Source organism: Blastococcus sp. Marseille-P5729, from assembly GCF_900292035.1.
GTDB lineage: Bacteria > Actinomycetota > Actinomycetes > Mycobacteriales > Antricoccaceae > Cumulibacter.
Genome location: NZ_OMPO01000002.1, coordinates 140,113 through 154,247, shown reverse-complemented (window position 1 = coordinate 154,247; position 14,135 = coordinate 140,113). Strand labels below are relative to the sequence as shown.

Below are 14,135 nucleotides of genomic sequence, written 5' to 3'. Positions count from 1 at the left end.
CACGGTCCCGACAAATGCAGGCCACAGGCTCGCGGCGGTCAGCAATGCGAGCCCCACCGCGAGCCACAGCCGCCACATCACCCGAGCCGTTGATCGTCTGGCACCAGCGGCATCAGCGCCTGCGCGTACTCGTGCAGGTAGTCCGCGACCACCTGACGGTTCGCCGGCGCGATCGCCTCCTGCGCCTTCCGCCCGATATCCCCAAGCCGCTGCCATCGCGACGGATGCTCCAGATGCCCAGGATGTGCCGCTAGCGCCAGAATGTCACCCGCTACCAGCGCGGCCAGCACGTGGATCATCACCTGGTCGCGGCGGACGCTGATGTTGACCATGTCCTCGGTCACGACGCCTCCCTCTGACGGGAAGGGACCGACACGACTGCGACCTCATCCGCGCTCCACGCCATCCCGGCGCGTCCGCCCGTCTCCCAGTGCATCACTCTGAGGCCGCTCACACGTAGTGGCTGACCTGGAGCGATTGCCGGCGGATCGGAGGTCGCCACCGTGATGCGGACCATACCGGCATCGTCCGTGCGGGGGTCGCGGATATACGCGTCGACCGCGTGTTTCGGAACGCCGCTCGCGTCGGTGGCGATCTCGCCGGTCTGTCGATCCTTTATCTTGGGGCTACACGCCAGCCCCACGATCTCGAGCCCGCTCGTGTCGATCGGCGGCCGCCTCACGACGCCTCCCCCGACGGCGACCGCCACGAGATCGGATTTCGCGACGCCCCGCGAGTCACAACGTACAGCCCGTTGATCATTTGCTGGATCCGCTGATCCTCGGCGTCGAACGGCGTGGTCTTGCCGCTGTCGGCGTCGACCCACTCGTCGCCGACAGCGACCCGGAAGGTCTTAGCGAAGCGTCTGCCCGACGCGCCGAAGCTTTGCCAGTTGTCTGCCCAGCCGTGGAGGACCGGGATACCGCGCCGGAGTGCGATCACGCGGCATTCGCCAGCATCTCGCACCTTGTGATAGCCCCTCACGGACGGCGCGAGAGCCATGTCCGTCTGTCCGGGCTGCGCGCCGAAGCCCTTGCGCTGGATCGGGTCGGTGGGGCCCGACGGCTCGGCGACCCATCCGCCGAGCCGGTAGATGAGGGTGGGCAGTGAGCCGGCCGGCTCAAGATCCTGCAGGTCCACCCACTGCCGGAGTGCGAGTGCCCGCAGTTCGGCTAGGGCGGCCGCCGACACCTGCTCGCCGTCCTCTGGTAGGTGGGCCGCGAGCTGTTCTACGGCCAGTGCCGTCAGATCCTCCGCGTCGAGGCCGAGATGCTCGCCGATCCGGTCGGCCAGCATCGCGGTCTCGGCGTCCATAGATGGTCGCGCCATCTTCGTGCCTCCTCGTCGTGTATGTGTCACTAACTGTAGCGAGACGGCGAGCAGGTGTCAAGGTAAGTGACAGAAACAATTTCGTTCGAGAAGCGACACCCGTCGCCCGTCACGCTCGGCTCCCCGGTGGGTTCGCCAGACGTTCGTAGGCCGCGAGCTCGTCGTGCACCGACGTGTCGCCGAAGCCGATCATGCGCCACGAGCACACGTCGGCATCGCGATCGCTTACGTGCCAGACAATCCGACGCTGCCGCAGCAGCGTGAGCGAGAGCGGCGTGAAGGTCCGTGATCGGCGCGTGGCCCAGCCCGGGTAGCCCAGTTCCCGATGGCACCTGGTCCTGCATGAGCCGGTGGCGGGGCAGCTCACGCACCGCGTGCGTCGGGCGATCGCTTCAACTCGCCGCAGGTGCCTGGCTCGGCGCGGCGTCTCGGCTCCGGCGAGATCCTTGACCATGTACGTCAGCGACTTGGACAAGTAGCCGATGGACCGGCGCGCGTGGCGGCCGTCGCTGGTGGTGATGACCTCGGCGATGACCTGAGAGCCCCAACGCATAACCTCGCCGTCGACGACCGTCTCGGCAGCCGCCACGGCCAGTTCGATTCTTCTTGAACGTCTGCGACCCGCAGAGTCTCTATATATCCCTAAAGTAGCCTCGTCAGGAACTCGCAACAAGCCGTGGAAATGCATCGCACCCCGCGCTTGCGGTTCGGCGACGAGCGCGTACGGCAGCCGCCCGTCCAGTCCAAGGGCGCGGGTAAGCCGCGTCGCGGTCCTGTTCCACAGGACACCCGTACGTCGATTCCAGCGAACCTGGGCAGCGACGTCGTACCGATCGGCGTCCAAGGGGACGCCGGCGAGATCGTCGCCCGGCCGGTGGATCATTCCGCATGGGCAACGACGGCGAGCACGCTTCACCCACGCGGCGCGGTGCCGATCCGCCAGCCTCGGCGATGCCGGCTTCGGGACCCGATGCACGCGCCCAAATGATGGGGCCGTGAGCGTCAGCATGACGACGATCCCACCATGATCGAGGACACCGGATCGCAGCAACGCCGACACGTCACCCCGGTACAGCGCCGAGCATGATGGGCAGTCAGCTGCGCGGCGCGTGCCGCACCTGACCTCGATCGTCTCCCCGACCTCGTTCACCATCCGCAACGGACGCGAACAGCCAACGGCGATCCCCACCCGTTCCAGCAATTCGACGGTCTCGTCGGTTCGCCGTGCATAACTCTTCGATACCTGGTCAAGGGCGGCTGCGCCGCCCGCGCGGCCCTCCGCCGCTCCCCGCTCCTGCGTCGCGGTCGCGGCTGCGTGCCGCGCCGCAGTCATCGCCGGCCCCCGATCGGGCGAATGACGACGAACTCGACGCCGATGTCGCCCACGATCTCATCGGCGTGGGGTCCGCAGGCGAACGCCGTGTACCGCGTGGGCTCGCCGCAGCCGCAACGGAGCGCGGTCAACAGCACGATCGCCGGCCTCGGGCACGGCGGGGGATCGTCCAGGGAGTGGTCGCGGATCTCGCACGGGATCAGCTCGTCGGGCTCGGTCGCGAAACCGAGATCCAGCTCGGGTTCAGCGATGTTGCTCACATCGGTTCCTTTCGGAACCGATCACGCCCGTCTGCGGTGCCCCCGGCAGGATTCGAACCTGCGCTCCCGCCTCCGGAGGGCGGTGCTCTATCCCCTGAGCTACGGGGGCGACACAACCCCACCATGCTAGCAAGCACCGACTCTCCTAGAATTGCCAGGTGACCCCCGAAGCCCTCTCTCGTGTGATCCACGCCGCCCTGACCGCGCTCACCTCGCGCGGTGCGCTGGCCGTCGACGTCCCCGATCAGATCGTGGTCGAGCGTCCTCGCCAGTCCGGCCACGGCGACTTCGCGACCAACATCGCGATGCGCCTGGCCAAGCCGGCCGGGATGCCGCCGCGCGACCTCGCCGCGAAGATCGCGGCGGAGCTGGAGAAGGACGATGCGATCGAGAGTGTCGAGGTCGCCGGCCCCGGATTCCTGAACATCACCCTCAACGCTGCGAGCCTGGGCGCGCTCGCGGGCTCGATCGTCGCGGCGGGGGAGTCGTACGGCGCCGGGCAGGCGATGGCGGGGCAGCGGATCAACCTCGAGTTCGTCTCCGCGAACCCCACGGGCCCGGTCACCCTGGCCTCCGCGCGCTGGGCAGCGGTCGGGGACGCGCTCGTCCGCATCATGCGCGCCTGCGGCGCCGACGTGGCATCGGAGTACTACTTCAACGACGCCGGTTCGCAGATCGACCGCTTCGCCGCGTCGCTGTATGCCGCTGCGCACGGCGAGCCGGTGCCCGAGGACGGTTACCGCGGCGCGTACGTCGCGGACGTCGCCCGGCACGTCGTCGCCGACACGCCCTCCGTGATGGACCAGCCGAGGGACGAGGCGCTGGAGACCTTTCGCGCCGTCGGCATCGCCAAGATGTTCGCCGACATCAAGACCACACTCGGCGAGTTCGGCGTCCACTTCGACCGCTTCTTCAACGAGCGGGAGCTGCACGACGGCGGCGACGTGCAGCGCTCGATCGAGATGCTGCGCGAGAAAGGCCACATCTACGAGCAGGACGACGCCCTCTGGCTGCGGACCACCACCTTCGGCGACGACAAGGATCGCGTCCTGATCCGAGGGGGCGGGGCGCCGACCTACTTCGCCGCCGACGTCGCCTACTACGCGAACAAGCGTGCCCGCGGCTTCGACCGGGTGATCCTGATCCTCGGTGCCGACCATCACGGCTACATCGGCCGCATGCGCGCGATGGCGGCGGCGACCGGCGATGACCCCGACCAGACTCTCGAGATCCTCATCGGCCAGATGGTCACCCTCAGCCGCGACGGCGAGACGGTGAAGATGAGCAAGCGTGCGGGGAACGTCGTCACCCTCGACGACCTCGTTGCGGCGGTCGGCAACGACGCCGGGCGCTATGCCATGGCCCGCTCGTCGATCGACTCATCGATGGACATCGACCTCGGGCTGTGGGAGCGCAGGACGGCCGACAACCCGGTCTTCTACGTGCAGTACGCGCACGCTCGTCTCTCCTCCCTGCAACGCAACGCCCGTGATCTGGGGATCGAGCGCGGCGAGCGCTACGACGCTTCGCTGCTCACCCACGAGAAAGAGGTCGCTCTGCTGACCGCGCTCGCGGGCTACCCCCGGGTGGTCGCGAGCGCGGGCGAGCTGCGCGAGGTGCACCGGATCGCTCGGTATGCCGAGGCACTCGCGGCCGACTATCACCGGTTCTACGACGCGTGCCGCGTGTTGCCCATGAGCGGCGCGGAACCCGACGAGACGACCGTCGCTCGACTGTGGCTGTGTGAGGCCACCCGCGTCGTCCTCGCCAACGCGCTCGGTCTGCTGGGCGTATCCGCGCCCGAGCACATGTAGGGGGCTCGATGACACGCGCACATCCCGCAGGACCCCTGCACGGCGGCCTGCAGATCCCAGACGGCATCGGTGCCAAACCCCACGACGTCAACGCGATCGACCCGCTCGTGTGGCCCGAGGGCGCCGTCCGCGTCGGCGGCGTCCTCACGATCGGTGGCGCGAAGGTCACCGAGCTCGCCGAGACCTACGGCACCCCGGCCTTCTTCCTCGACGAGGCAGCATTTCGAGCCCGAAGCCGAGACTTCCAGACCGCCTTCGAAGGCATGGATGTCTTCTACGCCGGGAAATCTTTCCTGAGCTCGCAGATCCTACGGTGGCTAGACGAGGATGGGCTGGGGCTCGATGTCGCCTCCGGCGGGGAGCTCGCCCTCGCCCTGCGCAGCGGCTTCCCCGCCGGACGCATCGCCTTCCACGGCAACAACAAGTCGTACGCCGAGCTCGAGACCGCCGTCGCTGCAGGGGTCGGCCGGATCGTCGTCGACTCGTTCGAGGAGATCGACCGCCTCGACGAGATCGCGCAGCGACGGGACGTCGTCCAGCCGGTGCAGATCCGGGTCACGGTCGGCGTGGAGGCCCACACCCACGAGTTCATCGCGACGGCGCACGAGGACCAGAAGTTCGGGATGTCGGTCTCCTCGGGCGACGCCAAGGAGGCGGCGGCGCGGGTGCTCGGCGCATCGTCACTGCGCCTGCTGGGCCTGCACAGCCACATCGGCTCGCAGATCTTCGACCTGTCGGGCTTCGAGGTGGCGGCACGCCGCGTCGTCGACCTGCTGCGCGAGCTGCGCGACCAGCACGACGTCCAGCTCCCGGAGATCGACCTCGGGGGCGGCATGGGCATCGCGTACACCAGCGACGACGACCCGCTGCGCCCCAAGCAGCTCGCGCGCTCGTTGCGCGACATCGTCAAGCGCGAATGTGCCGCAGCCGGCCTGCGGACGCCGCGGATCAGCGTGGAACCGGGCCGCGCAATCTCCGGCCCGCCCACGATCACCGTCTACGAGGTCGGCACCGTCAAGCCCGTTCAGCTCGACCGCGGCACGCGGCTGTACGTCAGCGTCGACGGCGGCATGAGCGACAACATCCGGACCGCGCTGTACGACGCCGAGTACACCTGCGTGATCGCCAACCGCGCCTCCACCGTGGAGCCGGTGGCGGCACGCATCGTGGGCAAGCACTGCGAGAGCGGCGACATCGTCGTGCGCGACCTGTGGCTGCCCGGCGACGTCCAGCCCGGTGACCTGCTCGCGGTCGCGGCCACCGGCGCCTACTGCCGGGCCATGGCCAGCAACTACAACCTGCTACCAAAGCCGCCTGTCGTGGCGGTCAAGGGCGGCGTCGGCAGCGTGCTGCTGCGACGTGAGACGCTCGATGACATGTTCGCGCTCGACACTGGACTGACCGGCGCGGGTGATGGGGAGGAGACCGGATGAGCAAGCCGATCAGGATCGCCCTGCTGGGCTGTGGCACCGTCGGCAGCGAGGTCGTGAGACTGATCAACGAGCAGTCCGACGACCTGGCCGCCCGGGTGGGCGCGCCGCTGGAAGTCGTGGGCATCGCCGTCCGCCGCCCCGAGCGGCACACGGACGTCGATGCCAGCCTGCTGACCACCGACGTCCAGGCCCTGCTGGCCGACGACATCGACGTCGTCATCGAGGTTATCGGCGGCATCGAGCCGGTGAAGTCCTGGCTGCTGACGGCACTGCGCGCGGGCAAGTCGGTGGTCAGCGCCAACAAGGCGCTGCTGGCCGAGGCCGGTGACGAGCTCCACGCGGCGGCGGCCGAGGGCGGGGCAGACCTCTACTACGAGGCCGCGGTCGCCGGCGCCATCCCGATCCTGCGGCCGTTGAGCGAGTCGTTGACCGGTGACCGCATCAAGCGGGTGATGGGCATCGTGAACGGCACCACCAACTACATCCTGTCGCGTATGGACGAGACCGGCTCGAGCTTCTCCGAGGCGCTCGCCGAGGCCACCGCCCTGGGGTACGCCGAGGCCGATCCGACCGCGGACGTCGACGGCTTCGACGCCGCGTCGAAGGCCGCGATCCTCGCGGGGCTGGCGTTCCACTCGCCCGTCGTGGCCGACGACGTCTACCGGGAGGGCATCTCCCAGGTCACCGCCGCCGACGTCGCCAGCGCCCGCGAGATGGGCTGCACGATCAAGTTGCTGGCGATCTGCGAGCGGGTGACCGGCGACGCCGACGAGGCGATCGCGGTCCGCGTGCACCCGGTCATGCTGCCGCGTACCCATCCGCTGGCCAGCGTCGGCGATGCGTTCAACGCGGTGTTCGTCGAGGCCGAGGCGGCCGGGCCGCTGATGTTCTACGGCAAGGGTGCCGGCGGCGCGCCCACCGCGTCGGCAGTGCTCGGCGATCTCGTCGCCGTCGCCCGCAACCGGGTGGCGCGTTCGACCGGAGCGGTGCTCGCGCGGTATGCCGGGCTCTCGGTACGCCCCATGGGCAAGACCCCGACCCGGTATCACGTGAGCCTGGACGTCGCCGACCGCGCCGGCGTCCTCGCCGCTGTGGCGGCCGAGTTCGCGGCCAACGACGTCTCCATCTCGACTGTCCGTCAGGAGGGGCGCGGCGAGGATGCGCAGCTGGTCATCGTGACCCACACCGCGCCGGACGAGGCGCTCGCCGCGACCGTGGAGAAGCTGCGGGCCTCCGACATCGTGAGCGACGTGCTGAGCGTGATGCGCGTCGAGGGAAAGGAATTCTGATGGCAACCCCCACCTGGCGAGGCTTGATCGAGGAGTACCGGCAGTGGCTCCCGGTCACGGACTCGACGCCGGTCGTCACCCTCCTCGAGGGCGGGACGCCGCTGGTGCCCGCACCAGGGCTCTCCGAGCGCACCGGGTGCGAGGTGCACCTGAAGGTCGAGGGCGCCAATCCGACCGGCTCGTTCAAGGACCGTGGAATGACCATGGCCATGAGCAAGGCGAAGGAGGAGGGCGCCCAGGCCGTCATCTGCGCCTCGACCGGCAACACCAGCGCGTCGGCTGCGGCGTACGCCGCGCGCGGCGGGCTGACCTGCGCGGTGCTCGTTCCGCACGGCAAGATCGCGATGGGCAAGATGGCCCAGGCGATCATGCATGGCGCCAAGCTGCTCGAGGTGGACGGCAACTTCGACGACTGTCTCGCGCTGGCCGAAAAGCTGACGCAGGACTACCCGGTCGCTCTCGTGAACTCGATCAACCCCGACCGGATCGAGGGCCAGAAGACGGCATCGTTCGAGATCATCGATCGCCTCGGCGACGCGCCCGACATCCACTTCCTGCCCGTGGGCAATGCCGGCAACATCACGGCCTACTGGAAGGGCTACCGGGAGTACGCGCAGGCGGGCCGGGCAGCCCACACGCCCCGGATGTTCGGCGTCCAGGCCGCGGGCGCTGCACCGCTGGTATCCGGCAAGGTCGTCGAGCAGCCCGAGACGATCGCGACCGCGATTCGGATCGGGAATCCGGCCTCATGGGCCAAGGCCATCGACGCCCGTGACGAGAGCGGCGGGCAGATCGACTCGGTGACCGATGAGGAGATCCTCGAGGCCTACCGGCTGCTGGCCGCCACCGACGCAGTGTTCGTCGAACCGGCCTCGGCGGCAAGCGTCGCCGGCCTTCTGAAGGCTCACGGGGAGGGCAAGATCGATCCCGGTCAGCGGATCGTGTGCACCGTCACCGGCAACGGACTGAAGGACCCCGACACCGCGCTGTCGGGCGCACCGACCCCGACCCGGATCCCTGTGGACGCGGCGGACGCGGCCGCGAAGCTCGGGCTGGCGTGATGCGCCCCGGCCGCAAGGTCACGGCGCAGATCCCGGCGACGACCGCCAATCTCGGTCCCGGATTCGACTGCATGGGGCTCTCGCTGGCGATCTTCGACACAGTCTCGGTCGAGCCGGCGGCGGGCGACACGGACGAGATTCTGATCGAGGGGGTCGGCGCCGACACGCTGCCGCGGGACGGATCGCACATGGTGCTGGCCACGATGCGTGAGCTGTTCGCCCAGCAGGGCTGGGAGGTGCCGCCGATCCGGCTGAGCTGCCTGAACCGGATACCGCACGGGCGGGGTCTGGGATCGTCGGCCTCGGCGATCGTCGCCGGGCTCGTGACCGGCAAGGCGTTCGCGGCCACCCTGGGGCACGACACGAGCACTGCCGACCTCGTCCAGATCGGAAGCGACATGGACGGACACCCCGACAACGTGGCCCCGTGCATCAACGGAGGCCTCAACGTCTCCTGGGATGACGCCGGGCGCTGGGGAGTCGCGCACCTCGATCCGCACAGCGAGATCCGAGCTATATTGGCGATTCCGCAGACTGTGCTGTCTACGAAGGTGGCGCGCGGGCTGATCCCCGAGACGGTCCCGCATCGCGACGCCGTCCGCAACAGCTCGCGTGCCGCGTTGGCCATCCACGCCTTCACCCGTGATCCGTCTCTGCTGCTGCCGGCCACCGAGGACTATCTCCACCAGCGTTACCGCGCCGAGGCCTACTCGACGAGCTATGCACTCATGGAGCGGCTGCGCGCGCGCGGCATCGCTGCGGCGATCTCCGGAGCCGGGCCCGCCGTGATCATGTTCGTCACCGGCGACCACCAGGATCCTGCGATCCGCAGCGAGATATCGGCCGCGGACGGCGGTTTTGAGATGCTGCGGGTCGGAATAGACCTCGACGGCGCGCGGTTGTCCTCGTCGTAGTCCTCGCGGGACCCCGTCTTGATCGGGAATTCCGGGGGGTCTACCCTAGAACTGTCAGCCGTTCGGTGCTCGCTACCGGCGCGCAGTGCGTCTTTCCGCATGAGACCGTGGCTCAGGCTATCGGCCGCCACACGCTTTCTCCCCCTCGCAGAACGTCTGGCACCGCATACGCACACCGTGCTCACGTGAGCCAATCGGGTCGTCCAGGCAGCTGGCCTCGGCGACCACCCCTGGGAAGGATCCCCATTGACAGACACCACTCAGCAGGTGGACGCTGCCGCATCTGAGACGGCGGCACCGGCCAAGCGCGCCCGTCGCGGCACCGGCCTGTCGGGCATGGTCCTGCCGGAGCTGCAGCAGATGGCAGCCGGCCTGGGCATCTCCGGCATCAGCAAGATGCGCAAGGGCGACCTGATCGCCGCAATCAAGGAACGCCAGGGCGGCGGACAGAGCGCCGGTGCCGCTGCTCCGCAGGCCGACGCGCCCGCCCCGGCGCGCGCCGCCCGCGCCCCGCGTCAGGGTGCGCCGGCGGCCAGCCCCGATGCGGCCACCGTCGACTCGCCTGCCGCGCAGTCCGAGCAGGGGGCTCCGCAGCGCGCTGCGGAGCCGACCGCCGAGGAGCCTCAGAGCGACCAGCGGGGTGGACAGCGCCAGGGCGGCGGACGCCGAGACGACAACCGCCGCGAGCGGAACGCAGGGCGTGCCGACGACTCCGGGCGTGGCGGCGAGAGCCGCGCTTCGGACCGCTCGGACGACGGGCGCGAAGAGCGCGCCGATCGCCAGGACAAGCGGGACGACAACCGCGGTGAGCGTCAGGACAAGCGCGACGACAAGCCGGGCGACCGCGACGACAACCGGGACAATCGCAACAACCGCGGCAACGACAACCGCGGCAACGACAACCGCGGGAACCGGGACGACAACCGCGGGAACCGGGACGACAACCGCGGGAACCGGGACGACAACCGCGGGAACCGGGACGACAACCGCGGGAACCGCGATCGCTACGACGATGATGACGACAGCGGCGGCGGCCGCGGTCGCCGCCGGCGCCGCGGTCGTGACCGCTACCGTGACCGTGACAACCGCGGTGGCCGCGGCGGGCGTGGCAACGACCGATACGAGGAGCCGCAGGTTACCGAGGACGACGTCCTGATCCCGATCGCCGGCATCCTCGACATCCTCGACAACTACGCCTTCGTCCGCACGTCCGGCTATCTCACCGGCGCCAACGACGTGTACGTCTCGCTATCGCAGGTCCGCAAGCACGGCCTGCGTCGCGGCGATGCGATCACCGGAGCCGTCAAGGCCCCGCGCGAGGGGGAACGGCGTGAGAAGTTCAACGCGCTCGTGCGCCTCGACTCGGTCAACGGCCTGGAGCCCGAGCAGTCGAAGAGTCGGCCGGAGTTCACCAAGCTCACCCCGCTGTACCCGCAGAAGCGACTGCGGCTGGAGACCGAGCCGAATATCCTGACCACCCGCATCATCGATCTGGTCATGCCGATCGGAAAGGGCCAGCGCGCGCTCGTCGTCTCGCCGCCCAAGGCCGGCAAGACCACGGTGCTGCAGCAGATCGCCAACGCCATCACCACCAACAACCCCGAGTGTCACCTCATGGTCGTGCTGGTCGACGAGCGGCCCGAAGAGGTCACCGACATGCAGCGCTCGGTCAAGGGCGAGGTCATCGCCTCGACCTTCGACCGTCCGCCGACAGACCACACCACGGTCGCGGAGCTGTCGATCGAGCGCGCCAAGCGCCTGGTGGAGCTCGGCCACGACGTCGTCGTCCTGCTCGACTCGATCACCCGACTCGGCCGCGCCTACAACCTGGCCGCGCCGACCAGCGGACGCATCCTGTCCGGCGGCGTCGACTCGACGGCGCTCTACCCGCCCAAGCGGTTCCTGGGCGCGGCGCGCAACATCGAGAACGGCGGGTCGCTGACGATCATCGCCACGGCGCTGGTCGAGACCGGCTCGATGATGGACACGGTCATCTTCGAGGAGTTCAAGGGCACCGGCAACGCCGAGCTGAAACTCGACCGCCGGATCGCCGACAAGCGCGTCTTCCCGGCGATCGACGTGGACGCCTCCGGCACCCGCAAGGAGGAGATCCTCCTCTCGCGCGAGGAGCTGGCGATCATCATCAAGCTGCGCCGCGTTCTGCATGCCCTGGATCCGATCGAGGCGATCGACCTGCTGATCTCGCGCATGAAGAAGACCACCAACAACGCCGAGTTCCTCATGCAGATCGCCAAGAGCACCCCAGGAGCAGACGAGGGGTGAGGCCGGCCGCGGGAATAGATCACAGCCCGCGGCGGTTTCACCAGCCACGCTGGTCTGGCACACTAGATCAGTTGACATTCAGGTTCCGGTTCACGCCTGCCTCGGCACGGCGACCCGGCGGCCACTGACGAAAGAAGCGAATCGTGCGCAAGGACATCCACCCGGAGTACGTCGAGACGCAGGTCACCTGCTCCTGCGGCCACTCGTTCACCACCCGCAGCACCGTCTCCCGCGGCGTCATCACCGCCGAGGTCTGCTCGAACTGCCACCCGTTCTACACGGGCAAGCAGAAGATCCTCGACTCCGGCGGCCGCGTCGCGCGGTTCGAGAAGCGGTTCGGAAAGCGTCAGAAGCCGGCTTCGGCCGACGCCTAGCTCTGCCACGACGACGCCCCCCGGGACTCGCAGTCCCGGAGGGCGTCGTTTCGCATTGAGCCCGCCGCCCCCGCCACGAAGGAAGAACCATGAGCGCAGAAGGCCTCGACACCCTCGGTGACATGCTCGCCGAGTACGCCGACATCGAGAAGCAGCTCGCCGATCCGTCGGTGCATGCCGACCAGGCCAAGGCTCGTGAGCTCGGCAAGCGGTTCTCCCAGCTGGGCCCGATCGTCGCCGCTGCGCGTGAGCTGGAGACCGCGCGGGAAGATCTCGAGACCGCCCGCGAGCTGGCCGCCGAGGACGCCGCCTTCGCCGAGGAGGCCACCGCGCTCGAGGAGTGCATCGCAGACCAGGAACAGAAGCTACGCACCATGCTGCTACCGCGCGATCCCAACGATGAGAAGGACATCATCATGGAGATCAAGGCCGGCGAGGGCGGCGAGGAGTCCGCGCTGTTCGCCGGCGACCTGTTCCGCATGTACCAGCGGTATGCCGAGCGCAACAAGTGGAAGTTCGAGCTGATCGACGCCACCCTGTCCGACCTCGGCGGCTACAAGGACGTCTCGATCGCGATCAAGACGAAGGCCAGCGCCGAAGAGGGCATCTGGAAGCGGCTCAAGCACGAGGGCGGCGTCCACCGGGTGCAGCGCGTGCCGGTCACCGAGTCGCAGGGGCGCATCCATACCTCCGCCGCCGGCGTCCTGGTCTACCCCGAGGCCGAGGAGGTCGACGTCGAGATCAACGCCAACGACCTACGCATCGACGTCTACCGCTCCTCAGGTCCCGGTGGGCAGTCGGTGAACACCACCGACTCCGCCGTCCGCATCACCCACGAGCCGACCGGCATCGTCGTCTCGTGCCAGAACGAGAAGAGCCAGCTGCAGAACAAGGAGTCCGCGATGCGCATCCTGCGGGCTCGGTTGCTGGCGGATGCCCAGGAGAAGGCGAACGCCGAGGCATCGGACATGCGCAAGACCCAGGTGCGGACTGTCGACCGGTCCGAACGGGTACGCACCTACAACTTCCCTGAGAACCGCATCTCCGACCATCGCAGTGGCTTCAAGGCCTATAACCTCGACGTCGTCCTCGACGGAGAGCTCGACCCCGTGATCGAGTCGCTCATCGACATGGAGACCGCCGAGCTGCTGAAGAGCAGTCGGGACGATTGATCAACCCTGGCCCGGCTCATCAGGCGCGCTTGCAGGGCGTTCGCGCCCTTCGCGACGCCGGGATCGCTGCGCCCGAGCACGACGCCGCTGAGCTGCTCGGCGCCGTCCTCGACATCCCTCGGGCCATGCTGCCGATGGCCCGCGAGCTCGATCAAGACCAGGCCGACTCGTACGCCGCGCTGCTCGCTCGGCGCGCAGCGCGCGAGCCGCTACAGCACATCCTCGGCAGCACCGGATTCTTCGGACTCGAGATCGCGGTCGGCCCAGGCGTGTTCATCCCCCGACCTGAGACCGAGGTACTGGTCGAATCGGCCCTGCGCTCGATCGAGACGGTGACCGATCCGGTCGTGATCGACCTCTGTACCGGCAGCGGCGCGATCGCGGTTGCGATCGCCACCCGCCGCCCGGACGCCGTGGTCACCGCGGTCGAGCTCTCCGAGCGGGCTAGCGGCTGGTTGCGCCGCAACGTGCGGCGGCTGACGCCCCAGGTCGAGGTGCTCATCGGGGACGCGCTCGACGAGTCGCTGGCGTTGCCGACACCGGCCGACCTCGTGACCTGCAACCCGCCGTACGTCCCGGAGGGGACGGCCGTCGATCGTGAGACTGCTCTGCACGATCCGCGGGCGGCGGTGTTCGCGGGGGAGGACGGGCTGGCGCTGATCCGGCCGCTGGTGCCGCGGATCGGTCGCCTGCTGCGTCCGGGCGGCACCATCGTGCTCGAGCACGACGAGTCGCACCAGGACGACGTCCTCGCGATCGTGGCCGGCAGCGGCATGTTCCAGCCGCCGACGGCGATCACCGATCTGACGGGGCGCCCGCGCCACGTCCGCGCCGTCCGCTCTCCCGACCGCGACTGATCGTTCGCGTGCCCCG

14 protein-coding genes and 1 tRNA gene are annotated in these 14,135 nt (G+C 69.0%); 9 read left to right on the top strand and 6 right to left on the bottom strand.

Features of this window, described 5'->3' with window-relative positions:
• Positions 1–77: 77 nt before the first annotated feature.
• The 6 genes from DAA40_RS16190 to DAA40_RS09270 all read right to left on the bottom strand — a co-directional run bounded on the left by DAA40_RS16190 (position 78) and on the right by DAA40_RS09270 (position 3,031).
• Entirely contained in the window at positions 78–344 is a 267-nt protein-coding gene (locus tag DAA40_RS16190; RefSeq protein WP_158716347.1) for a hypothetical protein, read from the bottom strand.
• Positions 341–682 (bottom strand): hypothetical protein, encoded by a 342-nt coding sequence (locus DAA40_RS09290; RefSeq protein WP_158716346.1) that lies wholly within the window; start codon positions 680–682, stop codon positions 341–343. The genes DAA40_RS16190 and DAA40_RS09290 overlap by 4 nt, the downstream gene beginning before the upstream one ends.
• Entirely contained in the window at positions 679–1,329 is a 651-nt protein-coding gene (locus tag DAA40_RS09285; protein ID WP_158716345.1) for a hypothetical protein, read from the bottom strand. Before DAA40_RS09285 ends, DAA40_RS09290 begins: the two co-directional genes overlap by 4 nt.
• A 109-nt stretch (positions 1,330–1,438) precedes the next feature.
• Entirely contained in the window at positions 1,439–2,662 is a 1,224-nt protein-coding gene (locus DAA40_RS16185) for a replication initiator (RefSeq protein ID WP_158716344.1), read from the bottom strand.
• Complete coding sequence (locus tag DAA40_RS09275) at positions 2,659–2,922, bottom strand: hypothetical protein (RefSeq protein ID WP_106849471.1); 264 nt, start codon at positions 2,920–2,922, stop codon at positions 2,659–2,661. Before DAA40_RS09275 ends, DAA40_RS16185 begins: the two co-directional genes overlap by 4 nt.
• Positions 2,923–2,959: 37 nt before the next feature.
• Positions 2,960–3,031: transfer RNA gene (locus DAA40_RS09270), tRNA-Arg, on the bottom strand.
• A gap of 49 nt (positions 3,032–3,080) precedes the next feature.
• On the opposite strand from DAA40_RS09270, the gene argS reads away from it, so the two are divergent.
• The 9 genes from argS (at position 3,081) to prmC (ending at position 14,119) form a co-directional block, all read left to right on the top strand.
• Complete coding sequence (gene argS / locus DAA40_RS09265) at positions 3,081–4,736, top strand: arginine--tRNA ligase (protein ID WP_106849470.1); 1,656 nt, start codon at positions 3,081–3,083, stop codon at positions 4,734–4,736.
• 8 nt (positions 4,737–4,744) lie between these two features.
• Positions 4,745–6,169 (top strand): diaminopimelate decarboxylase, encoded by a 1,425-nt coding sequence (gene lysA / locus DAA40_RS09260; RefSeq protein WP_106849469.1) that lies wholly within the window; start codon positions 4,745–4,747, stop codon positions 6,167–6,169.
• Positions 6,166–7,458, top strand: a complete 1,293-nt coding sequence (locus DAA40_RS09255) for a homoserine dehydrogenase (protein ID WP_106849468.1) — start codon at positions 6,166–6,168, stop codon at positions 7,456–7,458. Before lysA ends, DAA40_RS09255 begins: the two co-directional genes overlap by 4 nt.
• A complete protein-coding gene (gene thrC, locus DAA40_RS09250; protein ID WP_106849467.1) occupies positions 7,458–8,519 on the top strand; it encodes a threonine synthase in 1,062 nt (353 codons plus the stop codon). The genes DAA40_RS09255 and thrC overlap by 1 nt, the downstream gene beginning before the upstream one ends.
• Positions 8,519–9,433 carry a homoserine kinase gene (thrB, locus tag DAA40_RS09245; RefSeq protein WP_234356365.1) on the top strand — a complete coding sequence of 305 codons (915 nt, stop codon included), beginning with the start codon at positions 8,519–8,521 and terminating at the stop codon, positions 9,431–9,433. Before thrC ends, thrB begins: the two co-directional genes overlap by 1 nt.
• Positions 9,434–9,679: 246 nt before the next feature.
• On the top strand, positions 9,680–11,716 hold the full coding sequence (rho, locus tag DAA40_RS09240; protein ID WP_106849465.1) for a transcription termination factor Rho: 2,037 nt from the start codon (positions 9,680–9,682) through the stop codon (positions 11,714–11,716).
• Between the two features lie 143 nt (positions 11,717–11,859).
• On the top strand, positions 11,860–12,090 hold the full coding sequence (gene rpmE, locus DAA40_RS09235) for a 50S ribosomal protein L31 (protein WP_106849464.1): 231 nt from the start codon (positions 11,860–11,862) through the stop codon (positions 12,088–12,090).
• 89 nt (positions 12,091–12,179) lie between these two features.
• A complete protein-coding gene (gene prfA / locus DAA40_RS09230) occupies positions 12,180–13,262 on the top strand; it encodes a peptide chain release factor 1 (RefSeq protein WP_106849463.1) in 1,083 nt (360 codons plus the stop codon).
• The gene (gene prmC / locus DAA40_RS09225) at positions 13,259–14,119 is read left to right on the top strand and encodes a peptide chain release factor N(5)-glutamine methyltransferase (protein WP_199849675.1); all 861 of its coding nucleotides are present in this window, start codon (positions 13,259–13,261) and stop codon (positions 14,117–14,119) included. The genes prfA and prmC overlap by 4 nt, the downstream gene beginning before the upstream one ends.
• Positions 14,120–14,135 lie beyond the last annotated feature (16 nt).